We start from the raw sequence: 24,187 nt of genomic DNA on the forward strand, positions 1-24,187 counted from the left end.
GCCAACGCCGGGCGAGCCATGCCCCCGGCTCCGGCCTGTTTCGTCCCGAAGCGGGCGGAGCGGCGGGACTAGTCAATCGAGCGATCCGCCGAAATCGGCATCGACGTAATGCAATAGTACTACCCAGCAAGTATCGTTCGCCGGAAGACGCGGCCGGCCGTGGCGAATTTCGCAGCCGCGAAATAATATCCCGCCGCCAAGGCGCTGATGACAATCCGTCGCACCATTCGCGTCGGGGTATAGCTGAATCGGCCACGGCGATATTCCATCGATTGGTATCGGTTGATAGTCGATCAGTAGGGACACCGTGTATTGGCATTGGGAGCGGTCGGTGTGGATCGGCAAATCCGCGCCGCCGCAATACAAGGATGTGTAGGTGTAACTGGCTTTGATCGGAGAGCCGACGATGTATGCCACCGCCGAACATAGCGCCTGTTGAACCACGCGTCCCGCAGGGTCGTTGTGGGCCTTATAGCGGTCGGCTTGCGTATCGCCGCGCATAAATGCCCCCGCTTCCAGTTTGGCGCGATAATGACCGACCAGGGCAGCTGTCATAGCCGGCGAGATGCAGTCGTCGATCAGCGTGTAGCCATTGGTGGCGTAGAATTCTCGCGGCGTGGAAACGCTCTCGGGCACGAAAGTCGGGGTATGTTCGTTCGGCAGCACGATGAGTCCGGCTCTCCACAGCGCCATCGCTTCGTCGGGCGACAATTGCGGCAGGATGCTTTCGTTGCCGGCTAGCAGGGCGGTTGCCGCTTCGAAGCCGGTATCCTCGTCTTGAACGAGCGATGTTTTGATGAATCCTCGGGTAAGCGAGTGAGAGGAAACCTCGAGCCGTTGGCCGTGTTCTCGGATCACCGTATCGACGAATTTGTTGCGGACAAAGGGAAATGACGAGGCAACCGGCATTACGCAATTTTCCGGCGGTTGCGGTACCAACAATTGATGGCGAAGCGGCTATCGAGGAAATTCCCCGAAGGGCAGGTTACCGGTCTTACCTCGTGCGGAACCCAGGAAGGAAACAGCAGCAATGTGTCGTTGTCCGGGACAATATCGATGAAGCGTCCTCCTGCTTCCGGTCTGGTGATCGCATGCATGCGTAGTTCGCCGCCGCCGAAGCCCTTGGGCTGGCGGTGGAAGTAATAGACCCCGGTTAAAGCGCGATCGGATTTGGCATCGGGCCTTTGGGTCATGGTATCGATGTGCTCACGGTAGAAAGCGCCGTTGCCATGAGCGACCAGTTCCAATTCCAGGCGCGCCAAGTCGATGCGAGAGATGCCCAATTCTTTGACTGCAAAATCGAAGATGGCGGTGAAGCGGGTCTCTAATTCATTCTTTAGATCGCTCAAGTCTCGCAGCACGCGAGAAATACGAATTTCGGAGTTGATCTTGCATACTTGCCCATTTCCGACCCCGGTTTGCTGGAAATCCCCCTCGCGCGCGGCGGCGTAGTCCAGCAGACGGGCCACCATGGCCTCTCCCATAAAACTGTCAAAGCGTCGGTAGGGACCCGGCTTCTCGAAGGTAGATGATGGCTGAAAGGCGGTCATTTAGTGTCCGGATTAACGGTTATTGTCATAGCCGTCACGATATTCGATATAGGTGAGTTAGCCGGGAGATAAGCATTCTTTGAATAATTGGATATTTTCGATATTGGCTATGAAAGTTAAATAAATTTAACAGGTTAAGAATAGATTAGGCTGCGATTTTTAATAACCAGATTTTGGCGCAAGCACCGCTTACACCAAAATTCGCCGCTGTCATAATTATATGGGACTTACTGCTCCTTCTCCAATCTCCCGTGCGCTCGGGATATGTTGTTTGGGATGATTTTGTGCCGCGGGCAGGAAATGTATCGGCGAAGGTAACAAGGATGTCTCAAAAACCCAACGCAACTTGTAGAGGATTGACGGCGATTAGCTGATTCTACGGGTAATCTTTATTGCATGAATTTAAAACTGAATCTTTAGACGGAGCTTTGATAGTATCAACAGCTTACCCAGTGGTTTATCTATTACCGAGTTAACCGTCGATGAGAGTGACGATGCAACCGATACACATGAAGTGACCGACGGAATATTGAGTTTTCGCGCGCCTCCTATTTTCTATGTTTTTATCCTTAATCACCCGTAAAATAAATAGTTTTTCGCGGCTGAGGCCATTCGAGAAAGCTTGGCTGTTGCCCGCTTGGTTTTTGCTGGGATTATGTCGGCTACTGGTCCTGCTTATTCCTTTTCGGCTAATTTCGACGCATCTAGGAGCACCTTACGGAACCGTGGCGTGGGTGCCGGTGCTCGACGCCAGGGAAGAGGTTATGGCACACGCTATTTCAAGGATAATCCAGTCCGCGGCCAGAAATACGCCATGGAAATCCAACTGTTTTCCGCAGGCTATCGCGGCGAGAGTGTTGCTCGGCCTTTACGGCGTGCCTTATACCTTGTTTTTCGGTGTTAGCCATGATGCCTCGGGAGCCGAGTTGAATGCCCACGCCTGGGTAACCGCCGGGCGAGTCCGCGTCTCCGGAGGTGGTAGTTTCGGCCAATTTACCGTGCTGGCGTGCTTCGCTTCCCATCGGATTGATTTTTTTGGTTAATGGCCTGTGTATTTGGTGATATTCATCGCTATGGAGTTTTTGTTCTGAAAAGCGGATTTCGTGAAATTGGGTATGGACAGTGATTGCACAACCGCATACTTCCCTAAGATTTTGTTACGTGCTGGTTTTGGCCTCGGTGTTTCCAGTACTGGACATGCTGATAGCTTGGCTGTACAGCGACGGTTTGCCGCTGGCCGGGATGCTGCGCGTGTTACGGGATGTTTCCATTATCGCCGTAGCGCTGCTGTGTCTTTGGACCGTACGCATCCCCAGGTCCTTGCGGCGCCCCATATGCATTTACTTCGCCTTTGTCGCGATTTACCTCATTGAGGGCTTGCTCAAGTCCGTTCCAATGCGGATTGCAATATCGTCGGCAGGCACCTTGGTGTTGCCGATGCTTTTATTTCTGGTCGGGTATTATTGTTTACGCTTCGGCAAGGAATTACGCAGCGTGCTGGCGATGTGGATATTGCTGGGTTTAGCTAGTACCGTTTTCGGTATGTGGGATATCGAGCATACCGATTTTTGGATCGACACCATGCGGTTGCCGGAATATATGTCTGAAGTGAAGGGCGTCGAGCTTGGTCTGGACCCGGAAACCAAGTTGCCCTGGAATTTTTTCAAGGGCGTGGACAAGGAGCGGCGGGCTGCGGGGATATTGGCCGCACCCTTAGCGCAGGGAACGTTTCTGGCTACCGTGGCGGTAATGACGCTGGCCGCGCTCGTCCGCCGCCGGCGATTTGCAGCGGTGTTATTGGCGGGAGCGATGAGTTTCGGTGTTTGGCAGTCCGGTACGCGCGGTGCCTTTATCGTGGAGAGTATCGGCGTAATCGGCGTGCTGGCTGCAAACAGTGGTTTGCTGCGGACTCGGCCCGCGATTCGCTGGGCAGTGGCGGTCTTGCTGGGCGTTGCCGCTTTATGGTTGTCTTATCGGACGATCTCTGACAGTTTAATCGTTGCCGACAGTTCGACCGTCGGTCATCGGGATGCCTTGCTGAAAAATCTCAAGGAATTCTCCCGCGTGTGGCTGTTTGGCGATGGCGTCGGGCGGCAGGGGGCGATTGCCGCGCAAAGTCAGGCAGCGGCAATCGGTGGCGGAGAGGGCGCGATATTTTCGATTGCATTCCAGCTGGGGCTGCCGGGCGCACTGGTATTTCTGTGGTTTTATATTAATTGTATTCGCTTGCTCGCGGCGGCAGGCCGTGTCGGGCAAGGCTTGTCGCGGGCATTGGTCAGCTTACTGTTGGGTTTTGCCACCACATTTGTAACTTCCGAGCATATTCTGACGTTATCCGGCATGGCGGCGCCATGGATAATGGCCGGAGGCTTGGTGCGCGCCGCGCGCCTTGCCGGCCGTGTGCCCGGGCCGCTTTCGGCGGACTATGCGCAAACGCCTGTCGCGGATAGCCACCGATAATCTTATGGTTATACTCTTGCAGTGGTCTTGACTCAGAAACTCCTGCAGCGGTTGTGCTCAGCGTTGCCTGAGCAGCGAACCAGGCGAAGGTGGATTTCTAATACTCGAGCAGCCTGTCGTTCGTAGCGAGCGGGCAATGATAAACTTATCCAGAGCCGCTATGAGCGATTTGCAAAAAAACTACAATAAGGGAATTGTCATTGGTTGGTAATGTTCTTCACGTGTATAACGATTTCGAGCCGGATAAAGGCGGCGGCGGCGTGGCAAGGCATATCGCCGGATTGGCGGAAATACTGGCAACGCGCGGGATTAGTGTGCGGGTGGCGGCTAAGGTGGTCGATTGCCGTGCGGGCGGCGGAGCCTATCAGGTCGAACGGGCGGGATGGCGCGAGTTTTGGCGTCATGTCCTCTGGGCCGATATCGTCCACGTCCACGGAGCGCGTAAACCCTATGCCGTATTGGCGGCATTACTGGCGGTCTTACTTGGGCGGCGGCTGATCTACACGCCGCATTGCTATTACGATGAGGATGATGGGGTGCTCAAGGCACTGGGCAAGCGCTTGTGGGATACCACCGGCGAACGCTGGCTGTTGCGGTACAGCGATGCCGTGATTCTGCTATCGGAATACTGGCTGCAATATTTAACGGCGCGGCGGTTGTCCGTGGCGCATCCGGCGATAATTCCCAATTGCGTGCTCGGCAGCGAGGTCGATGGTCGCCGCCGCCCTCGCAGCGGCCAACTGCGCGGAACCCCGGCGTTGTTATCCGTGGGACGTCTGGACCCGGTCAAGCGTATTGACGATGCCATCAGAGCCCTGACCTGCACCACGCTTGCCGAAGCGGTGTTGCACGTTGTCGGGCGCGGTCCGGATCAGGAACGGCTGGCCGCATTGGCCGATGAGCTTAATGTTGGCGAGCGTGTGCAATTTTACGGTTTTGCCGAGGATGCGGAAGTAGCGAGGTTGGCCGCCGCCGCCGATGTTTTTGTCATGCCTTCCGCAGCCGAAGGCATGCCGACAGTGTTGATCGAGATGACGCTGATGGGCTTGCCGGTGGTTGCCAGCGATATTCCGGGTAATCGCGCCGTTCTCGATTTACTGGGTTTGGACGTGTTGTTTCCGTTGGGAGATGTGCTTCGCATGGCCGAGCGGATAAAACAGGCAGTTGCCACGCCGCTATCCGAAACAGTCGAACGCACTGTCCGGGATAATTTCACTTGGGAGTGTACCGCCCATCGAGTTGCCGCCCTGTATCGGGAACCCGTTCAATGAAAGGCACGCTATGATGGGGTGGGAGCGTGCGACTTTTTTGGATTGTCCTCTGGATTTGATCGACTCCGGCGAAATTTTAGCACTTGCGGCCAAGGCTTTGGGCGGCGAGACGCGCTTGCGTATCGAAGGCTTAAACGTTGCCAAGCTGGTGGAGGCGCGCGGCGATCCGTTACTGATGGCGGCCTTGCGCGAAGCCGAACTGGTGCATTTGGACGGCGCCGGCATCAGCCTTGGTTTTAAGGCTTTGGGCGCGGTTCCGCCACAAAGGCGGGCGGGTATCGATTTAATGGTCGATTTGTGTGGTTTGGCGGCCGCAATGAACAGCAGTGTGTATCTGTTGGGGGCCAAGCCCGAAATAGTGCGGGCTGCTGCTCAGCGCTTGGTTGACCGAGTACCCGGCTTGAAAATCGCCGGGGTTCGTGACGGCTATTTCACCGAAGCGCAAGAGGCGGATGTTGTGCGCGGTATCCGGCAATCGGGAGCCGGAATTCTGTTTATAGGCATTAGTTCGCCGAAAAAAGAACGTTTTTTGCAAGAATATTGGGGACCTTTGGACGTGTCCGTTGGGATGGGGGTAGGCGGTTCGTTCGACGTCGTTTCCGGTGCCTTGCGGCGTGCGCCGGGTTGGATGCAGCGTTATGGCTTCGAATGGCTGTTTCGGTTAATCCAGGAACCCACGCGGTTATTTGAATGTTATGCGCGCACCAATTTCTGTTTTTTATGCTTGCTGATTCGCGCGCGGCTGGGTGCAAACAAAGGATTGTCGACAGATTTCGGCAATAGCGATAAGTAATGGCCCGCCCTTATTTTCATCTTAACTATCTTCCGCGGATTTAGATCCCTAGACTTTCGGCGGGCGGATGTCGATATTCATCGCGTCCGGAATTGCTTGCTAAGCCTGAATATAAAAATCGTTTGGAAGATGGTTTTGGGTGGAATAGCCGGGGAGGGCGCTTATTGAGCTGTATTATTGCCGGTGCCGGTGCCGGTGCCGGTGCCGGTGTCGGCTCCAAGCCAGCGGCTGAATGTCTGTTTATGGCTGGCCAGTTTCTCGATTTCGCGGGGTTGTTCCATCAGGCTAGCCAGTAAGGACGGTAGTTTCTTTTTCACAAGTCGTTGCCAGTGCCGCGGATAGTATAGAAAGGCTATAGGGGAGTCGGCACGGATAGGGAAATGGGTTGCAATTGTGGCGCGTGTCGGGAAAACGATTTTATTGAAGGCGGAAATGCGTTCAAGCGGATTTTTCGAACACAAGATTTTCTGCATGTCGGAATTTAACAGCATGTGGTCGCCAAGTTCCGAAAACAATAAATATTCCGCACTCTCCAGCCACAGTCCCTTGTCGCTTTCCGGGTCCAGTTTATCCATGAACCATTCCGGTATATTTGCACCCAAATGCAGTTTTGCCAGGTACAAAGGGGCGAGAAGGTAGTGCCGCCAACCCTTAACAGCCATCTGCAGAATCTCGTCCCAGTCGAGTGGATCGCGTTGAATCAGTAATGCCAAATCCAGTAAAGCGAGAGGACCGATGGAAAATTGGTGGCCTTCCGTGGCGTGGTAGCAAAGATGAAGCAACAGATCTTCCGCGCAGGGGAAGCCTATGGCGGTATTGCCTAGCGGTTTCGACACGCTTCGGGCCCAGAGAGCCGATTCGTATTCCGCCGTCTCGCCGTTAGGGTGGGGGAAAGTCAGGCGGTGATGGAGTTCGACGGGGATACCGTTGGGCCGCACTAACGGCGGCAGATGAATTTTGTTGCCTTCAAGATAGGCTTCCGGCAGACCCTCGTAGCTAGGCCGGTAGCCGTTGGCTTTTAACAGGTCGAATGCCCTAATGGCGTGCGTTTTGGAAACTAACAGATCGACATCCCTCATTGGCCTGAGTCCCGGTTCCGCGTAAGTGAAGTTTGCCAGGTAGGCCCCTTTTAGCGCCAGCGAAGGTATTGCAGCCGCATCAAGTAAGCGGGTAACGGTAATCAGCTCCCGGCACACGGCCAAATTGCGTAGGGTGTGGCGGTATTTTGCTTGCCGTATTGCGTTGACGACTTGGGGAGGAATGGCCGGCAGTAAGTTTTTACGAACGATGCCGTCATGAAGAGCCGGGCCTAGCCTGTGCATTCTAACGATGCGGATTAGGTAATCCCAATCGCACTCGTTTAATCGCAGCAGATGGGAAGAATCCATCGGCTTCGGAGAAATATGCAAAATTTCGAGAATAAGCTCTCTGGCGAGAGGGCTGTCGTTTAGCGGCATGGGCGGGGCTTTACTATGTATGGGAGCTGATTTGCGTTACGGTCTCCAACATGGCTTTCCCAGGGCAAGGGCGGGTGATATTTAGCGGTATGATGGAAATCTCCTGCGGCGATAATAGCATGTTGGCGTTTGTCCCACATTCGCAATAGAGCCGGGCGGCCTGCGTCGATAGATTCGATAATTCGAACATCCGTTTTTGTGTTGGCTCAGACAGTAATCTCCACTCTATGTTATGCGCTTCGAGTCCGGAAACCGCACAATCGTCCTCGAGAATTGGTAATACTAAGGTCAACACGCCGGGTTAAAAGTCTATGGCTCAGTGACGCCGGAAAACACCTGCACTTTATCGACTAGGCGGCGTAACGGGTTATACGTTGCCGACTTCAAAGCCTTTACCGCCAGCCGAATCATCGATTAGTTGCTGCAACAAAATACCGAACGTCTGCTGCAATGTCTGCACTTTGCCAAAGCGGCGCGTAAACTGGATCGCGATTACCAACTCTGGCGGCGCCTCAGTCTTGGAGGCATTTACTAGACTCTAAGCCTGTCTCGCAAGGCAATTTGCCTCAACTTTATGGCTTGCAGCTATTCTGCTTTGGCTTTTTTACTTGCGCGCGAGTCATTTTGCTTTAATCACAAGGCTTTTTGCCTTAAACGCAAGGTGATGGAGCTTTTACGCCTGAGGCTTTTGCTTCAGCCGCAAGCCTTTTTGCCGGAACCGCGAGCCATTTTGGCTTAATCGCCTGGATGGTGAGGCTTGCATGCAGGGCTATTTGCCTTATGGGTCAGGCTTTTTGCTTTAACGGTTTAGTAAATAGCTTTGCGAGTTTACCTCTGCGGGTTACCGTCTTGGCTATTGGCATTGTGAGCCTAGTTATTCTTGAGACTTGGCGGTTTCAAAGCAGCAAGCTGGCGGCAATAAGGCTTAGGGTTAACACTATATACGCTGCTTGAGGCATTTGGCGTGGTGACCGTTGCGATAATTCCTGATGGTTTGGTAATCCTCGGGCGACGCGTTGCGGTAAGTCGCCGCGCGGCCGGAGCTGCATTCCCTCGTGGTGCGTGGGAAGGAGAAAAATCTCAGATTGGTAAGACTGGAAGGTTAGCCCACCAATAGGCCATTTATCTGAGCAGATAAGAGAACATGCTTGCACCCTTTAGGTTGTGCTGAACTACGTGAGGCGCTATATGGCTTGGGTTGTGGGTTAATTGATTTGCAGTTGCTGGCCTCGGTTTTAATCACATCCGGCGCAAAGCTATGGACACTGGACAAGCGATTGGCGAAACTTGTCGAGCGGTTTGGGGTGGATTATCACATATCGCTGGTCGTGAATTGGCTATTGCGCGTTCCGTGCGGTTCGTTGCCTCACCGCACGCTACGGGATGCTTGGTGTTAGATATTGTTTCCAAACCAAATGTAGGCTGGGTTGAATACAATGAAACCCAGCTTTGGCGGTGTTTGCACCGGGTATTGCTTTGCTTAACCCAGCCTACGGTCCTACGCGGCTACGAATTTTTTGGATTCATTCAATAATTCAACATTACACCTCATTGCAAGCCGTAACTTAATATTTATATTTGTGGCTTTAGATTTAGTAACAGTTCTGAAGCGAGTTAATAGAAGGGGTAATAAATAATCTTTTGCCGACACGTAAGTAAATAAACTATCCTGGTTAATGGGAACGATCGATTCGATCTTTCTTCTTAAAATGTCAATTTCTTCATGACTTGCTTTGCTTAATACTTCATTACCTAAATCTTTTATCCTTTTTTGAACCTTGTCTTTATCTACAACTCCTCTATCTGATGACACTAACTTTGTTATTGGATAATTGACAGTTTGTAACTCTGGAGTTAAGGTAAAACTTATTCCATATTCAATAAATAGATAAAGAAGATGCTTGTAATTATCCTCAAGCCACTGGGTATAATTAAAATTATGTATTAATTCATCTCGGCTAACTTTGTGGCATTCTTCGTTCAATAATTGATATATTTGATTAATGTCCAGTAATATATTTTCAATGCAATAACAGGGTAATACAAACAGGCCTCTTTCGCTGCTTAATCTATTTTCTTGCATTAAAAATAGGTCGCCATCAACAATAAAAAGAGTTGGTCTTGTTAAGCTGCTGTATTGCTTGCGATGCTCCTTAACTACTGAATATCTATCCCCCAAAGGAAATACTTTTGAAACTTTGTACTGTCCTTGGAAGACGCGGCTAAAGAGCTCTTTGAATATCTTTTCATATCCTTCAGCGGTATCTTCAATATATATATCAATATCGTTAAACTCTTCAAATAATACTGACTTGGCTGACTTGGCAGCGAGACTACGTTCTGGAAGCATTTTGTTGCCTACATTTAATGGCTTTATTTTTATTAATCCCAATTATCTCTGGAGAGTGAGTGGCGAGCAAAAACTGAGAAGATGGACCTATTTTTAATATTGTTTCTGCAAATTTTTCTTGCCAGACCAAGTGTAGCGATAGTTCAGGTTCATCAATAATAAACACAGTATTTTTACGACCATATTGATTAAAAAATGCATGAGCAAATATCACTAATAATTGCCTCTCCCCTGAGGAAAGCCCTTCTATGCTACAATGTTTGCCATCTGGCCTTTCTACATCTAAGCGGCCTACAGTATCTATCGAAAGCTTTTTATTTGAGTCTTCATAGAATTCGTTAACAGTAGATAAAAAGTCATTAATTGGTTTGAAAAGAGCGTCTATTTTAGATTTATGCTCGTCGATTACTTCAACCACCTTTGATATACGGTCAATCTGAGCTTTGTTTGTAAGCCATTCTATAGTTACACCACCTTCATCTTTTTGTGACTGCATAGTTTCGAACAGTGATGTTAATCGGTCAAAAAATGTATCAACCTCGGTTATTAATCTATTATCTCGAGTGCCAATTTTTGAAAGAGCATCTTTAATTTCTTTGCGTCTAGCCAACAAGCTTGTTTTTTCAGACCAAAAATCTTCTTTATTAGGTGTCAAGCTGAAGTCAAATTCGGTATATTGAAATGATGATGACAGAATGCTATCTCTTAGTTTATCGGCTTGCTTTTCTTCACTGTTTTTAAGCTCTCGATACGCATTTTGAACTAGAAACTCTGTTTCCATAAGGCTAATGCCTAAGGATCCTCTAATCAATCTTTTTGCAGAAATGGCTCTACTATTCGAAGAATGCTTTAGCCATAACTCTCTTTCCACATAATAACTTCTGTTCTCTGATTCTACATTTTCTCGGCGTCGCTCTAAGCCAAGAAATATTGGCGAGGGAAGTTTTGAAATTTTCTTTATTATTGCATGGTCAGCATACTTTCTATTGGTTTCATTAATTAGCTCATCCATTCCCTCTTTTTTTGCGGCATAAAATTCAAACTCTTCTTTAGAATAATTGGGTAAATCTAATTTTTCATCAACGCCATTAATGGATAGCTCGACGTATTCACCATTGGCTTTTGCTTGGATTTGAATAATATCTTCATTGTGATCAACAGTTAGCTCAATTAAATCAAAAGATATTGTAAGCAATTCTTTGAAGTTCGGAACTAAAAGCGCATTTACCAATTTCAACGCTGTTGTTTTTCCAGTCCCATTGCCGCCCACTAAAAAATTTATATCCTTGTTAAAAGAAATATCAAAATCAAGATAACCATAGACATTTATTGCTTTGAACGTTTTTAAAAACATCAAATTTAATCCTATATAAATATTTAACGAATAATCAATACGCCTGCACCCCAAACTTCAACAACAACCTCGGCAATATATCATCGAGATTCAACACGTCCTTGTCCGTCAACTCAATCAGATTGAAATTGTACTTCTGATAAATAGCGAGTTTCTCCTGTTTGCGGGCTAGGTACTTGGCGTCGTTTTCGTAACCCCAAAATTCGATATAAACCTTGCCGGTGGGGATGTAAAAGTCGCAGTACATTTCCTCTTCGATCGGCAGTTTACGTTCGTAGGCGTGGACGATTTCCGCCATGTACAACCAGTTGTCAATCAGCATTTCCGCCTTGGAGCGCACGAAGTGGCCATCGGTGGTGCGGTGGGTGGCTTCGAATTTATGGCGGAAGCTGTCCATTTTATCGGTGTCGGTTTTAGGTTTATCGACGCCCTTGATGTTGTCTATGCTGTCTTTCAGTGCGCGAATCCTGGTGATTTTCTCCGGCCAGCGTACGTAAGGAATGCCGGAGCGGCTGTCTTCGCCTTGCTCGGCACCCATGGCTAGCCCTTGCTCGGTAGCCAACCAGCCTTTCAAGCCTTTTTTGATCCAGCCCAATTCGGACAGGATGTAATTCATTTTGTTGGCGGGGAGCTCGAAATGTTGCCCCAGCACGGTGGCGGTCAGCAGTTTAGCCGCTTCCGGTTTGGCAGCGGCGGTTGGTAATTGAAAACCCTCAGGCCAGGCCACGTATTGGCCGTATTTTCCGGTGAGATAGACGCCGCCGGCGGCAGTGCCAGCGTCAGTCAATTGCCATTTGTCATCTAGTTTTTCAATCAGTCCCAACGTCGTCAATTGTCCGAACATCTGCTCCTGGGCAATCCCGCGCAGTTTGGCCAATTGGGTGGTGGATAGGCGTTTCTCGTCACTCATCGCTGTAGTTCTCTAGTTAGACCGGGCTCAGTTTAGACCATTGTCTGAGAACTGCTCTTAGTCTGATTTGACTAGTGTTTGACTCCGGCTTTTCAATCAACCGCTACACCACTGACTAGCCAGTTGTGTGTGATTGCTCGGTAAGTGCCCTAATTTATATCATCAGCATTCAGCGCTAACCATCACAGCCAGACTGAGCTGAATAGAGCTGACTCCGAAAAGGGCTGTTTTTTCCCGAACGGGAAAAACTATGATCAACATCCAATCTGCCCAGCAACTTGGTCAAGCGCTCCGCACCGCTCGCAAACGGCTCGGATTAAACCAATCCGAACTAGCGTTGTCGGCAGGTGTTGGCGTTCGCTTTATCGTGATCTCGAAGCCGGCAAGCCGGCCGTGCGTATGGAAACGGTGATGCGAGTTATTGAAGCATTGGGTGGTCAGGTCATGCTCGATGGCCTGCCGAATATAGTGACCCGACCGAGTGCGCCACAGGTACTGCGTTTGCAGGATGCGGTTATTTTCAATGCCTTGACCGGCAACCACGGCGCCGATGCCAAGAACTTTTCTATCTTGTGCAGAGAAGGGTGCCGTTTTGGCGCCGCTCTACGACGAATTGTCAACCGCCGTTTATCCCAGCCTGACGCCACAGATGGCGATGCAGTTGGGTGGCAAATACAAATTCAGCGAAGTGCAATCGCTTTGCCGAGGCGGCGGGTTTATCGGTAGCGCAAACCCGAAAACGAGTCCTCGGCTTGTGCCAAAGGCTACCCATTGTTGCACGCAGGTTGCAGACATCGGCGGATAACGAATTCGCCGGAAACTCGGTGATCGAACAAATCGTACAGCTGATCGAGCAACGCGCGGCACTGACGATTAGGTGGTTGACTGGTGCCGATTGATGCCTATAGCTTGGCGTTGATGCTGGTTATCAGTGAGTACACGAAAAAATACACGATTTGGTGTGTACTTGGCTAGTTTTCGTTGGATTGCGTCGGACAATAAAAAACCCGCGAAGCCAGTAAACTTGCGGGTTTTTGGATTGGGTTGCACCCGTTTGGATGCATAAATGGTGCCTCAGACCGGAATCGAACCGGTACGACCTTTCGGTCGCGAGATTTTAAGTCTCGTGCGTCTACCTATTTCGCCACCGAGGCATTCTTACTGCTTAACTGCGAAGCCCGCGAATTCTATAGCATCGACTAAATTTGTCAATTATTAATTGGCAAATTAATGCGGCCCATCGTTTCCGAAGCATATGGCGCCAATTACAATCAAACCGCTTGTTTGATTCTGATCAAGGCGTTTTCCAGATTGGTCATGCTGGTGGCGATGGAGATTCTGATATGGCCGGGGCAGCCGAATGCGGAACCTGGCACCAGTGCCACGCCGGCTTTTTCGATTAAATATTCGGCAAACTCCAGGTCGTCGTTGATACCGTCCAGTTTGCTTAATAGCTTTTCGACGTTAGGGAACACGTAGAAAGTGCCGTCGGTTGGCAAGCACTCGACACCGGGTATGCTGTTTAGTTCGGCGACGACATAGTCGTGACGTTTTTTAAATTCAACCATCATGGTGTCGATGCAGCTTTGATCCCCGTTCAACGCTTCTTCCGCCGCGACCTGCGAGATAGAGGTAGGGTTGGAGGTGCTTTGCGATTGGATGATGCACATTGCTTCGATCAGCGGCGCGGGACCCGCGGCATAACCGATTCGCCAACCGGTCATGGAATAAGCTTTCGAAACGCCGTTCAGTACAATGGTGCGATCGTAAAAATCCGGATGGGCGTTGAGAATGTTGACGAATTCGCCTTTGTTCCAAAGGATTAATTCGTACATGTCGTCGGTAGCGATCAACACCTCGGGAAAATCCAACAACACATCGCCCAGGGCTTTTAATTCTTCCAGACTGTAAGCGGCGCCGGTCGGGTTGGAAGGGCTGTTGATTACCAACAGTCGGGTTTTCGGCGTAATGGCCGCACGCAATTGCGCAGGGGTTATTTTGAAGTTTTGCGCCTGACCGGTTTCAATAATCACGGGGACGCCGTCCGCCAGCAGCACCATATCCGGATAGGACACCCAATAAGGGGCGGGGATAATGACTTCGTCGCCGGGGTTAAGCAGTGCTTGCGCCAGATTGAAAAAGCTTTGTTTGCCGCCGCAGGATACCAATATCTGATTAGGCTGATAGTCCAAGCCGTTATCGCGCTTGAATTTTTGAATAACGGCTTTTTTGAGGCCGGCGGTACCGTCTACAGCAGTGTACTTGGTAAACCCGGAGTTGATGGCTTTAATGGCGGCGGCTTTAATATGATCCGGCGTATCGAAATCCGGTTCGCCGGCACCTAGGCCGATAATGTCTTTTCCGGCGGCACGCATCGCGGCCGCTCTGGCGGTGATGGCCAGGGTGGGTGACGGTTTTACCGCTTTAACTCTGTTGGACAGTGTAATGCTCATGATTCCTCGATCGAAAATTCACTCAAATGGGCTGCATTATACGGCATAACGCATAAATCGCCTTGTTCCTGAGCAGATAAGTACCAAATTTTAATCGGCACGGCGTCCTTAATTTTGAAATCTTAAACGCCGCTCTTCGGCATAATCCGCGAGCGCTTTCAGTACCTGTCGATCCGCATCAAGTTCTTCGTGCAGTGCCGCAATTTTGGCGGTGAACTGTTCCAGCGTGAGCATGCCTTCGGTCGAGGCGTCGTTTAACTTTTGCCGGCAATACTGTTGCCAGCGTTGGACTTCCGCCTCGGATAGCGTTTGCGGGTAATTTCGGGCGCGATAGCGAAACAGCATTTCCGGCAGACGGGCGTCGTCGAAACCGGCATCGAAATCGGATAACTCGCTTGGCTCAGCTTGCCGGATTTGGGCCATGATAGCCTTGTCGTTGTTGCTAAAAAATCCGCCGCTGTAAATCATCAAGTCGGGATCGCTAGAGGGCTCTTGATATTTACGGGTAAACACTTCGGCGAGCTTTCCGGTTAGGGACGGCGCGGCCTGAATTCGTTGTACGTTGGATTTACACAAAGCCAAATCCAGTTGCAGGCGCTCGGCGTCCTCATGCCTTATCACGGACAAAGGCGCCAACACAGGGGTTTTATTAATATGCACGGTTTTTAACGGGATTCTGGCAATCCCTTCCGGCAATGCGTCGCTGGCAACAAATAGCCGTTGCTGGATTTGCTCCGCGCTTAACTCGAGCAATGGAGCCGGGTCAACCGAAAGGTCGTAAACGATCACTTCGTTACTATTGCTTGGATGCTGCGCCAGTGGCAACACCACGGCCAAATGATGGTTGCGGGAGGCAAAGCGGCCGGATATATGAATCAAAGGCGTAAAGCTGCCGAGCTGCAGTAGTTTTAAGGCGGCGTTTTTGTGGCGGTTACTCAGCAAATAATCGAATAGTTTCGGTTGGCGCTGTTTGACAAGCTTAGCCATTGCAATCGTCGCATACACATCGGATAGCGCATCATGCGCTGCTTCATGGGCTATGCCATTTGCTTTGGTGAGTGCTTCCAGTTTGAAGCTGGCGACACCGTCCCCGGTAACCGGCCATTCGATGCCGGCCGGCCGTAAAGCCTTGGTGGCCCGCACGATGTCGATAATATCCCAGCGGGAATTGCCGTTTTGCCATTCGCGCGCATAAGGATCGTAAAAATTTCGATACAGTAAATTGCGGGTGACTTCATCGTCGAAGCGGATGCTGTTGTAACCCACGCCGCAGGTGCCCGGATCGGCGAGTTGCCGGTGAATGATGCCGGCAAACTCAGCTTCGCAAACGCCTTTTTGGGCGGCGAGTTGCGGGGTGATGCCGGTAATCAGGCAAGCTTCCGGATGCGGTAAATAGTCGTCCGCCGGCTGGCAATAGACCATGACAGGTTCGCCGACGATATTGAAATCGTAGTCGGTGCGAATGCCGGCAAACTGGCATGCCCTATCGCGTTGCGGATCGATGCCGAAAGTTTCGTAATCGTGCCAAAAAAAAGTTGCTGTAGTCATTCGATGCTCGAGGACGCGGAGGGGTGGTCAAGGGAATATTTCCGCAAATATGGTTTTGCGGATACCCGAGGAAGGATTTTATTTTATAATCGCCCACTCCATTTTATGTGACCATCATAGGAAAGTGTTATGAAAAAAACCTCGCTATTCGTTTCAGCCGCTTTGTTTTTGTTTACCAGCATGGCCAATGCTCATGGCCCGGTTAGAGCAAAACTAACTGCGACTGTAACCATTGATGCGCCTGCGGCAAAAGTTTGGGATGTGATTAAAAACTACGACGATCTATCCTGGTTGCCGGCCGTTAGAAGCGTAACAGGTGAAGGCACCAACAATAAAGGTGCGGTCCGCACTCTGCATCTGAGCAGTGGCGGTACCATCACCGAAGAGCTGAAAGCCTATGATGCAGCCAAATTCGCCTATAAGTACAAAATTACCGAGATGAGCTCATCCGGTACTATTAAACACGCCGGCCAAGACGAGCATATTCCGGTATTGCCGGTGGGCAATTACGCCGCGGAAATCTCAGTTACCGATAAAGGCGGTAAAGCCGAAGTGGAATGGGTAGCAACTTATTACCGCGCTTACGTCAACAACAACCCGCCTGCTGAGTTGAACGAGGAAGCTGCCGACAAAGCAGTTACTAACGTGTTGAAATCCGGCCTGGAATCTATCGCTAAAAAAGTCGGTGCGGGCGCTGTTTCCGTTGAAATCGACATCAAACGCTAAATCGCTGTCATCCGGTTCTCGGTATTCGGCCGAGAACCCTCCCGCTGCAAAATTCCACACATCCTCACTATGCTCATCAGATATTCGTTTTTGGCTTTTACGCTGTTAAGTGCTTTCGAAGCTAAGGTTAGCGCCGATCCTCGGGCCTTTATCACCAATCAGCTGGAGAACTCGGTATCGGTAATCGATACCCAACGCCAGCAGGTCATAGAGACCGTTAAAGTTGAGGGCAAACCGGCGGGCGTGGCAATCAATCAGCCGTTGAAACAAATTTATATCAGCACGCCGGAAGGCGGCGGTTTTGCGGTATTGGACAGCGAGAAGCTGAGCAAACTGCGTACGGTTAAAGTGGGCGGCGCGTCGCTGGGAATTACCGCCGATAAAAAAGGCGAACAGGTATTTGTGGCCGATTGGTATGAAAATTCGGTGACAGTTTTCGATACGAAAAACTTTGTCAAACAAAAAACCATCACCGTCGGTAAATCGCCATCCGGTATGGCGGTTAGTCCGGACAATCGCTGGCTATACGTCGCCAATCGCATCGACGATTCCATCTCGCAGGTTGACATAAAAAAACTGACGATACGTAACACCACCAAGGTTGGAGCGCATCCGTTCGGGATAACAGTGGATAGTCAGGGTAAACGCTTGTATTCAGCGAATGTCGAAAGCGACGATGTGACCGTGCTGGATGCGCGTAGCCTGAAGCGTCTGGCGACTATCAAGGTAGGGGCCAGGCCTTATGCGGTAGCCTTAGCTTCAAACGATAAATTGCTGTTTGTAACCAATCAGGACGACAGTACGGTTTCGGTAGTGGATACCACGACGCTAAAACAGATAGAGGTAATCGCCGTGGGCGATAAACCGGAAGGTATAAGTACGCACCCTGACGACCAGCACATCTATGTGGCTAACTGGTTCGACAACAATGTTTCGGTAATCGACGCCAAAACCCTGCAGGTGATAAATACCATCAAAACGGGAGAGGGCAGCCGCGCCTTCGGTGAGTTCATCGCGCGCTAGACGATTCGGCATTTTGATGGCCGCGCTTGTATGGTAGACTGCGCGCCGTTGCTAACCTCATTGAGAAATATATGGCTGAAACCGTTGAAGATTTAACCATTAGTTACGAAGACGGCGGCGTCGAAACTGTCAAGGAACTGGACAAAAAAATCCTGAGCAAGGGCGCTTGGGCCACGGTCATTTACCGTTATCAAGATTGGGAGCCGGCTAAAAACCAATATAGCCAGGATAGATTTAGTATTCGCCGCTATCAAAAGCGCAACGGCGAATATCAGCAAAAATCGAAATTCAATATTTCCAGCGAAAAACAGGCGCAAGAGTTAATCGAAGCGCTGCAAGGCTGGTTGGCGGAAGCCAAATAAAAATTTCAGTCTAGCGAGGTGTTTGCGCCTCGCTATGCTATTCCACCCACTCGTAAATCTCTGTCAGCGTAGGATCGCATTTGCAGCAGCTGGTGCCGCAAGATCCGCCCGCCGGGCTTAAGCGTACTTTGCCCTTATTGATCCACTTCCCCAGCATGCCGCGCAAGGCGTCGGCGTCCATATGAAAATGCAAAACAAGATCGCTCAAGGTTACCCGGCGTTTTTCCTGCAAATAGCTGCGTAAGTCGGACAATATCATTGCACAACTCCATTCACGGTGTGGCGAACCCCGTAAAAGCGTAACAGAAACAACACACCCGCGAAGATAATCGTTAGCGCTAATATCCAGCCGATAGCCGAACTTGGGTGTTGGGCGTAGGTCATGCCTTGATAAAAGAGAGTTGCTGTTAAATACGCGACAAAGGTCGTCCAGCACACCACGAATAACGCCCATCCGCCGTTGGTTTCTTTATATATTGCCGCCGTGGCAGCTACGCAGGGTGCATAAAGCAAAATAAACAACAAATAGGCAAACGCGCCGATTTGTCCATCGAAATGTACTTGCATCACACCAAAGGTATCGAGTTTGACTTGCTGTTGTTCGGCTGCCGCGGCCTGGTCGGAGATGTTGGCGATGCCCAATCCCAAAGGGTCCAGCAACTTGTCGGCAATCGCCATCAGGTTATTGGGTACCGTTTGACAGGCTTCCAGCAACGCCTGTTGCAAATCGAAGTTTTTGTCTTCCTCCGGTTGATCGGAAGCAGCCATTTGGCTATACAACGCATCCAAGGTGCCGACTACAGCTTCCTTGGCCAAAACACCGGTAAAGATACCGACGGTAGCCGGCCAGTTATCGTGGGCGATGCCCATGGGCTGGAATATCGGCGTCAAAGTTCGGCCGATTTCGCTTAGTACCGATTTATCGCTATTTTCCCGGCCGAAACTGCCATCGGTGCCCAGCGAGTTCAACACGTTCAACACCAGAACCATCGGTACGATGACTTTGCCGGCGTTGAATATAAAGGTTTTCAAACGCTCCCAGGTTTTGGTGTAAACGCCTTGTAAAGTGGGTAAATGATATGCCGGCAGTTCCATTAAAAAGGGGGTAGGGTTGCCGCGTAACAAGGTATGGCGCATGATTAAACCGGTCAACACCGCCACCACGATACCGAACAAATACAAGCCAAACACCAGATTTTGGCCGCCGACCGGGAAAAACGCGGCCGCAAACAAGGCGTAAACGGGCAGACGCGCACCGCAGGACATGAACGGATTCATCAAATTGGTCAATACCCGATCACGTTGATTGTCCAGGGTACGGGTCGCGATAATGGCCGGCACATTGCAGCCAAAGCCGACTATCATCGGTACAAACGACTTGCCGGGCAGGCCGATGATGCACATAAATCTGTCCATCACAAACGCCGCTCTGGACATATATCCGGAGTCTTCCAACATCGATAGAAATATGAACAAAAAGCCGACGATGGGTATGAACGTAGACACCACTTGAATGCCGCCGCCGATGCCGCTGCTGGTCAATACCACCAGCCAGTCTGGTAAGTCCAGAGAAGTCAGCAATTCATTTAAGCCGTCTACCAATAAGGCGCCAACCGCTTTGTCGAAAAAGTCTACGAAAGCGCTGCCGATGTTGATGGTGAACATGAACATCGCGTACATCACCATTAAAAAAATGGGTATGCCCAGGAAGCGGTTCAAGACAACGCTGTCGATTTTATCGGTGGTATTGCGGGACACTTCGTTGAGCTTGCAGACGCAGGCCTGTACAAGACGATTAACTAGCCCGTAACGGGCATCCGCCGCCAGAATATCGATTTCGTCTTGGGTTTGCTCTTCGATTTCGGCGCGCAATTGAGCAGCCGCCGCTTGCCATTCAGGGCCGGCGAATTGTTTGGCCAAGGTATCGTTTTCCAGCAAACGTAGCGCCAGCCAGCGGCTATCGCATACTAAATCAACAGCTCTCTGGGCTAATTGCGGTTGCAATTGGCTGACAGCCGATTCAATAGCCGGATCGTAATCGACTTGTAAGGCCGGAATCGGTTTGCTGATGCAAGCTTTGTTAATAACATCCCGTAACTCTTTGATGCCCGAACGCGTAGCCGCGGTAATAGGTACTACCGGACAGGCCATTTGTTTGGCGAGTACTTCGATGTCGATTTTAATGCCGCGTTTTTGTACCGCGTCCATCATGTTCAGGACCAATATCATCGGCACCCGCATTTCGATCAATTGCGAGCTTAGATAAAGGTTACGTTCTATGTTGGAAGCGTCGACGATATTAATGATCAAATCGGCTTGGCGGGAAGCCACGTAATCGCGGGCAACTTTTTCGTCCAGCGATATGCTGTCGTCATCGGCCTCTAAAGAATATGTGCCGGGCAGGTCGACCAGACTGATGTGTTTGCCTTGGTGTGTGTATTCGCCGGTTTTTTGTTCGACAGTCACCCCTGGCCAATTGCCGACATGCTGCTTGGAGCCGGTCAAGGCATTGAACAGCGTGGTTTTTCCGCAATTGGGGTTGCCGACAACGCCGACGGTGAAGTCCGTACTCATACTTTTTCTATGAGTAAGACTGACGCCTCGTTTTTACGTAGCGACAAAGAAAATCCGCGGATTTTGATTTCAACCGGATCACCCATGGGTGCGAAACGCGTAATAGTGAACTCTGTGCCCGGCGTTAAGCCCATCGCCAATAGTTTCTTACGATAGACACCGCCGGATTGGTCGAACCCAACTATACGGCCTGTATCGCCAGTCGCCAGCGCTTTTAGATATGTCGACATATAATCTAATTAATAATAGTTCTCATTAAATCGCAATATAGCACATCAATGCCTCGGTGTTACAGAATTAGTTCCTGGCCAAAAAACTAATCACGGTACAAATATAAACGTAGGATAAATCAACCCCTATACGGTCTTGAAAATCGCTTGCTTCGGTGATTCCTTAATCCGGTTTTCGTGCTGAGATTTCGGATTGTTTGAAGCGTTTTATTAACCAAGTCACAGGAAAGCTGGTGTAGAAAGTGCGAGCCATCAAAATCAGCGTGATTGCATTTCTAAAAGGCGTTTTTTCGGTATTGGGGACATTTACGGCGGATGACGATAATTGGCGCTTCGGGCATTTGCTAAGTTCTCCGCTGATAAAACCAATGCCGCCCGCCAGCGCCAAGTTCGGAATGGAGGTTATTTGGTGGCGTAAATTCTCGAGTAACTTAATTTTGCCGAGCCTGACTAAGGCTTCACGTTGCAATACGCGTCGCTCTGCATCGCGTATCTGTGCTTGTAGGGGCGTATTGTGCTTAAACCAAGCCGGTATCATTGATGTCCCCGGCTCGAACGTTGTCCGGTTTGCGGTTTAAGGCTACGCAGTGTGGCCGGAAACTGTAGGTAACGGCTACGGTGGCGGATGATGCTGCAAAGCATTAACGCCAATAGTAAGTTAGAAGCTACTGCGATTAATATTGCGGTGCTGGCCGGCAACTCGTATTCAACTAGCCGGAATACGACGGCAGCCAAAATTCCCAACCATGCCGCGCTTAGTAATAACGCGAGCATCACTCCCGCAATAATCATCGTTACCAAGCTTTGACCCGCCCGCCGCGTTTCCAGGGCGGCGAGCTGCAAACGCTCATGGCTTAAGCCGTATAATTCATTCCACAGGCTTTGAATTGCCGCCAGCACGCCTGCTTCGCCGGACGGCGTGTCAGGCGTGGATGAGGCTGCGGATTCATGGTTTTGCGCGATGTCGTCCGGTTTCACGAGGTTTCAGGTCTAACGGATGCTCAATAGGCGGCTTAGCAAAAATCCGGTGGCGACCGCGATGCCTAGCGAAGTCACTGGATTATCGCGGATATAGACTTGACAGTTTTTTACGATACGCTGCTCGGCGGTTTTTAGTTGTTCGCTTTTTTGGTCTAGGGTTTCCGCGGCTTGATGCGAGGCGTTGGTTATTTTGTCTACCGCTTCATGGGCGTAGTTGGATGCTTTGTCTATGGTTTCCATAATGGTTTCCTGGCTTATTTAAGGCGCATATCGTTTTTGACGGAATCTACGCCTTTGACACCGCGAGCGATTTCCACGGCTTTGTTAATATCGGCTTGAGTACCGACGAAACCGCTCAATTGCACGACGCCCTTGAAGGTTTCAACGTTGATCTGGCCTGATCTTAGGTTGGGTTCATCAAACAACATTGCTTTTACCTTGGTGGTGATGACACTGTCGTCGACATATTCACCGGTGCCTTCGTGTTTATGAGTCGATGCGCAACCCGATGCGACCAGTAAGGTCACGGCCACAATCGAGGCGGATAATAATTTAGTCAGATTTTTCATCGGTAACTCTCCGGATTTGAGAAATAAATACGCAGCTTTCCGCCTAATACTTAGCGGTTTCAGGCGAATGGGGAGCGGCGGCAGGTTTTAGCAGGATTGGAACTATGAAACCTTGAAAGCACTTTAAGCAAAAATCGGGAATCAGTCGGTACGCTAGCGTACATACCTAGGCCGACAGCAAGTGACATGGGATAATTAGACTTGCCAAGAAATTTTGCGCGGTATCCGCTTATGTTCGGTACCGCACCGACAGCGGTTCTCTGTTGCGAATAAGCTACTTAACAGCTTTTTTACAACAACACCCGCCGGTGCCGACGGCATCGATTACGTCAAACGATGTCGAAATAATTTGCTAGAGCGGTGAGGTGTCATGACTTTTCAGTCTTACATTTATAGGAAAAACTTATGCTTACTAAACGCTTACTGCCTTTCGCCTCGTTAGTCGGATTAGCGATGGCGCCGCACGTTCAAGCCGCCGATCAAAGCCAGGATAACCGCTGGTATGTGGCTCCGTTTGCGACGTTTATCAATAGCGGCGGGGACAGGCATGCGCGCGACGGTTGGGGCGGCGGCTTGGGTGTCGGCAAAATCATCGACGAACATTTCAATGTGGAATTAAAAGGTTTTTATCAAGGCTTTGGCGGCGATAACGGCCCTTGGGATTTGGCGGGCGGCAGTGCCGATGTGCAATATTATTTGTTTCGCGATAAATTCTCGCCGTATGCGGTGATAGGTTTGGGCGGCATGAATACTTGCGCCTCGGCCAATTGCGGTATCGGTTTTATCGGCGAAGCCGGCGTCGGGGCCAGCTATGAAGTGAATGACAATCTATTGATTCGCAGCGACGTACGTTACCGCTACAACAATAATTTCAACGCTCACGTTCAACCGGGTACAGACGAATTTCACGATATGACGGTCAATCTGGGGGTGGTGATTCCGTTTGGCGACAAACCGAAATATGCGGCAAAATCCGATGCTCCCAAGCCGATTACTCCGATTGTAGCGTCGCCAAAGGCCGATTGTAGTAAAACTGATGCGGACGCCGACGGTGTCAACGATTGTTTGGACAAATGCCCCGGTACGATTAAAGGTGCCGCCGTTGACCTTAAAGGTTGCGCCGTCAGATTAATACTGAAAGGAGAACATTTCAAATACGATTCCGCCGAGCTTGGCTTAAATGCCAAGGAATTGCTGGACGGTGTTGCCAAGGATTTAATTGCGTTTCCGCAGAAAAATGAAATCCAAGTACAAGGCCACGCCAGTAGCGAAGGCAGCGACTCGTACAACATGAAACTGTCGGAACGCCGAGCACATTCGGTAGTTGACTACTTGAAGCTGAAAGGCGTTGTTAACAAGTTATCCGCTAAAGGTTACGGCGAAACCCAACCTATCGGCGATAACGCTACCGAAGCCGGTAAAGCGGAAAATCGCCGTGTCGAATTAATATGGATTGAAGAATAAAGCAATAAAGCCTGGAATATTTCAAATACCGTAAGCATTTAGCCTGCTCCAGAAGTAGGCTAGATGTGTCGCTTAGTGTTCTTGTCGACAATAATCAAACCAGACTATCCAT

At 50.2% G+C, this 24,187-nt stretch carries 24 protein-coding genes and 1 tRNA gene; 9 read left to right on the top strand and 16 right to left on the bottom strand.

Annotated features, from left to right (window positions below; genetic code table 11):
• Positions 1-72 precede the first annotated feature (72 nt).
• Together ACH50O_RS06255 and ACH50O_RS06260 are read right to left on the bottom strand one after the other, a co-directional pair.
• On the bottom strand, positions 73-909 hold the full coding sequence (locus ACH50O_RS06255) for a hypothetical protein (RefSeq protein WP_446811165.1): 837 nt from the start codon (positions 907-909) through the stop codon (positions 73-75).
• The gene (locus ACH50O_RS06260; protein ID WP_446811166.1) at positions 909-1,550 is read right to left on the bottom strand and encodes a 2OG-Fe(II) oxygenase; all 642 of its coding nucleotides are present in this window, start codon (positions 1,548-1,550) and stop codon (positions 909-911) included. The genes ACH50O_RS06255 and ACH50O_RS06260 overlap by 1 nt, the downstream gene beginning before the upstream one ends.
• A gap of 557 nt (positions 1,551-2,107) precedes the next feature.
• Between ACH50O_RS06260 and ACH50O_RS06265 the strand changes: the two genes are divergently transcribed.
• From ACH50O_RS06265 to ACH50O_RS06280, 4 genes are all read left to right on the top strand, one after another.
• Positions 2,108-2,593, top strand: coding sequence for a lasso peptide biosynthesis B2 protein (locus ACH50O_RS06265; RefSeq protein ID WP_446811167.1), 486 nt, complete (start codon positions 2,108-2,110; stop codon positions 2,591-2,593).
• A gap of 79 nt (positions 2,594-2,672) precedes the next feature.
• On the top strand, positions 2,673-4,010 hold the full coding sequence (locus ACH50O_RS06270; RefSeq protein ID WP_446811168.1) for an O-antigen ligase family protein: 1,338 nt from the start codon (positions 2,673-2,675) through the stop codon (positions 4,008-4,010).
• Positions 4,011-4,210: 200 nt separating this feature from the next.
• The gene (locus tag ACH50O_RS06275) at positions 4,211-5,281 is read left to right on the top strand and encodes a glycosyltransferase family 4 protein (RefSeq protein ID WP_446811169.1); all 1,071 of its coding nucleotides are present in this window, start codon (positions 4,211-4,213) and stop codon (positions 5,279-5,281) included.
• A 10-nt stretch (positions 5,282-5,291) separates the two neighbouring features.
• On the top strand, positions 5,292-6,074 hold the full coding sequence (locus ACH50O_RS06280) for a WecB/TagA/CpsF family glycosyltransferase (protein WP_446811170.1): 783 nt from the start codon (positions 5,292-5,294) through the stop codon (positions 6,072-6,074).
• Positions 6,075-6,235: 161 nt separating this feature from the next.
• Here the strand turns inward: ACH50O_RS06280 and ACH50O_RS06285 are convergent, their stop codons facing one another.
• The 4 genes from ACH50O_RS06285 to ACH50O_RS06300 all read right to left on the bottom strand — a co-directional run bounded on the left by ACH50O_RS06285 (position 6,236) and on the right by ACH50O_RS06300 (position 12,145).
• Positions 6,236-7,396: a nucleotidyltransferase domain-containing protein gene (locus ACH50O_RS06285; RefSeq protein WP_446811171.1), complete on the bottom strand. Its 1,161-nt coding sequence runs from the start codon at positions 7,394-7,396 to the stop codon at positions 6,236-6,238.
• Between the two features lie 1,633 nt (positions 7,397-9,029).
• Complete coding sequence (locus ACH50O_RS06290; RefSeq protein ID WP_446811172.1) at positions 9,030-9,881, bottom strand: DUF4435 domain-containing protein; 852 nt, start codon at positions 9,879-9,881, stop codon at positions 9,030-9,032.
• Positions 9,865-11,235 carry an AAA family ATPase gene (locus ACH50O_RS06295; RefSeq protein ID WP_446812121.1) on the bottom strand — a complete coding sequence of 457 codons (1,371 nt, stop codon included), beginning with the start codon at positions 11,233-11,235 and terminating at the stop codon, positions 9,865-9,867. The genes ACH50O_RS06290 and ACH50O_RS06295 overlap by 17 nt, the downstream gene beginning before the upstream one ends.
• Positions 11,236-11,269: 34 nt before the next feature.
• On the bottom strand, positions 11,270-12,145 hold the full coding sequence (locus tag ACH50O_RS06300) for a glycerol kinase (protein ID WP_446811173.1): 876 nt from the start codon (positions 12,143-12,145) through the stop codon (positions 11,270-11,272).
• 399 nt (positions 12,146-12,544) lie between these two features.
• Between ACH50O_RS06300 and ACH50O_RS06305 the strand changes: the two genes are divergently transcribed.
• Positions 12,545-12,871 (top strand): hypothetical protein, encoded by a 327-nt coding sequence (locus ACH50O_RS06305; protein ID WP_446811174.1) that lies wholly within the window; start codon positions 12,545-12,547, stop codon positions 12,869-12,871.
• Positions 12,872-13,212: 341 nt separating this feature from the next.
• Here ACH50O_RS06305 and ACH50O_RS06310 read toward each other — a convergent pair.
• The 3 genes from ACH50O_RS06310 to sbcB form a co-directional block, all read right to left on the bottom strand.
• Positions 13,213-13,299, bottom strand: a tRNA-Leu gene (locus ACH50O_RS06310).
• Between the two features lie 117 nt (positions 13,300-13,416).
• Entirely contained in the window at positions 13,417-14,598 is a 1,182-nt protein-coding gene (locus ACH50O_RS06315) for a pyridoxal phosphate-dependent aminotransferase (RefSeq protein ID WP_446811175.1), read from the bottom strand.
• A 108-nt stretch (positions 14,599-14,706) separates the two neighbouring features.
• Positions 14,707-16,146 carry an exodeoxyribonuclease I gene (gene sbcB / locus ACH50O_RS06320; protein ID WP_446811176.1) on the bottom strand — a complete coding sequence of 480 codons (1,440 nt, stop codon included), beginning with the start codon at positions 16,144-16,146 and terminating at the stop codon, positions 14,707-14,709.
• Between the two features lie 129 nt (positions 16,147-16,275).
• Here sbcB and ACH50O_RS06325 point away from each other — a divergent pair, with 129 nt between their 5' ends.
• The 3 genes from ACH50O_RS06325 (at position 16,276) to ACH50O_RS06335 (ending at position 18,257) form a co-directional block, all read left to right on the top strand.
• Positions 16,276-16,872 (top strand): SRPBCC family protein, encoded by a 597-nt coding sequence (locus tag ACH50O_RS06325; protein WP_446811177.1) that lies wholly within the window; start codon positions 16,276-16,278, stop codon positions 16,870-16,872.
• A gap of 69 nt (positions 16,873-16,941) precedes the next feature.
• Positions 16,942-17,895 (top strand): YncE family protein, encoded by a 954-nt coding sequence (locus tag ACH50O_RS06330; RefSeq protein WP_446811178.1) that lies wholly within the window; start codon positions 16,942-16,944, stop codon positions 17,893-17,895.
• A gap of 71 nt (positions 17,896-17,966) precedes the next feature.
• Positions 17,967-18,257, top strand: a complete 291-nt coding sequence (locus ACH50O_RS06335) for a hypothetical protein (protein WP_446811179.1) — start codon at positions 17,967-17,969, stop codon at positions 18,255-18,257.
• Positions 18,258-18,294: 37 nt separating this feature from the next.
• Here the strand turns inward: ACH50O_RS06335 and ACH50O_RS06340 are convergent, their stop codons facing one another.
• The 7 genes from ACH50O_RS06340 to ACH50O_RS06370 all read right to left on the bottom strand — a co-directional run bounded on the left by ACH50O_RS06340 (position 18,295) and on the right by ACH50O_RS06370 (position 22,611).
• Positions 18,295-18,516 carry a FeoC-like transcriptional regulator gene (locus ACH50O_RS06340; RefSeq protein WP_446811180.1) on the bottom strand — a complete coding sequence of 74 codons (222 nt, stop codon included), beginning with the start codon at positions 18,514-18,516 and terminating at the stop codon, positions 18,295-18,297.
• The gene (feoB, locus tag ACH50O_RS06345; RefSeq protein ID WP_446811181.1) at positions 18,513-20,831 is read right to left on the bottom strand and encodes a Fe(2+) transporter permease subunit FeoB; all 2,319 of its coding nucleotides are present in this window, start codon (positions 20,829-20,831) and stop codon (positions 18,513-18,515) included. The genes ACH50O_RS06340 and feoB overlap by 4 nt, the downstream gene beginning before the upstream one ends.
• Positions 20,828-21,061: a FeoA family protein gene (locus ACH50O_RS06350; RefSeq protein ID WP_446811182.1), complete on the bottom strand. Its 234-nt coding sequence runs from the start codon at positions 21,059-21,061 to the stop codon at positions 20,828-20,830. The genes feoB and ACH50O_RS06350 overlap by 4 nt, the downstream gene beginning before the upstream one ends.
• Positions 21,062-21,224: 163 nt before the next feature.
• Positions 21,225-21,599 (bottom strand): hypothetical protein, encoded by a 375-nt coding sequence (locus ACH50O_RS06355; protein ID WP_446811183.1) that lies wholly within the window; start codon positions 21,597-21,599, stop codon positions 21,225-21,227.
• Positions 21,596-22,039 (bottom strand): phage holin family protein, encoded by a 444-nt coding sequence (locus ACH50O_RS06360; RefSeq protein ID WP_446811184.1) that lies wholly within the window; start codon positions 22,037-22,039, stop codon positions 21,596-21,598. Before ACH50O_RS06360 ends, ACH50O_RS06355 begins: the two co-directional genes overlap by 4 nt.
• Positions 22,040-22,051: 12 nt before the next feature.
• On the bottom strand, positions 22,052-22,282 hold the full coding sequence (locus ACH50O_RS06365) for a DUF883 family protein (protein WP_446811185.1): 231 nt from the start codon (positions 22,280-22,282) through the stop codon (positions 22,052-22,054).
• Positions 22,283-22,296: 14 nt separating this feature from the next.
• Positions 22,297-22,611 (bottom strand): BON domain-containing protein, encoded by a 315-nt coding sequence (locus tag ACH50O_RS06370; RefSeq protein WP_446811186.1) that lies wholly within the window; start codon positions 22,609-22,611, stop codon positions 22,297-22,299.
• Positions 22,612-23,016: 405 nt separating this feature from the next.
• Between ACH50O_RS06370 and ACH50O_RS06375 the strand changes: the two genes are divergently transcribed.
• Positions 23,017-24,075, top strand: coding sequence for an OmpA family protein (locus ACH50O_RS06375; protein ID WP_446811187.1), 1,059 nt, complete (start codon positions 23,017-23,019; stop codon positions 24,073-24,075).
• Positions 24,076-24,187: the final 112 nt, after the last annotated feature.

This window comes from Methylomonas sp. 2BW1-5-20 (assembly GCF_052474515.1).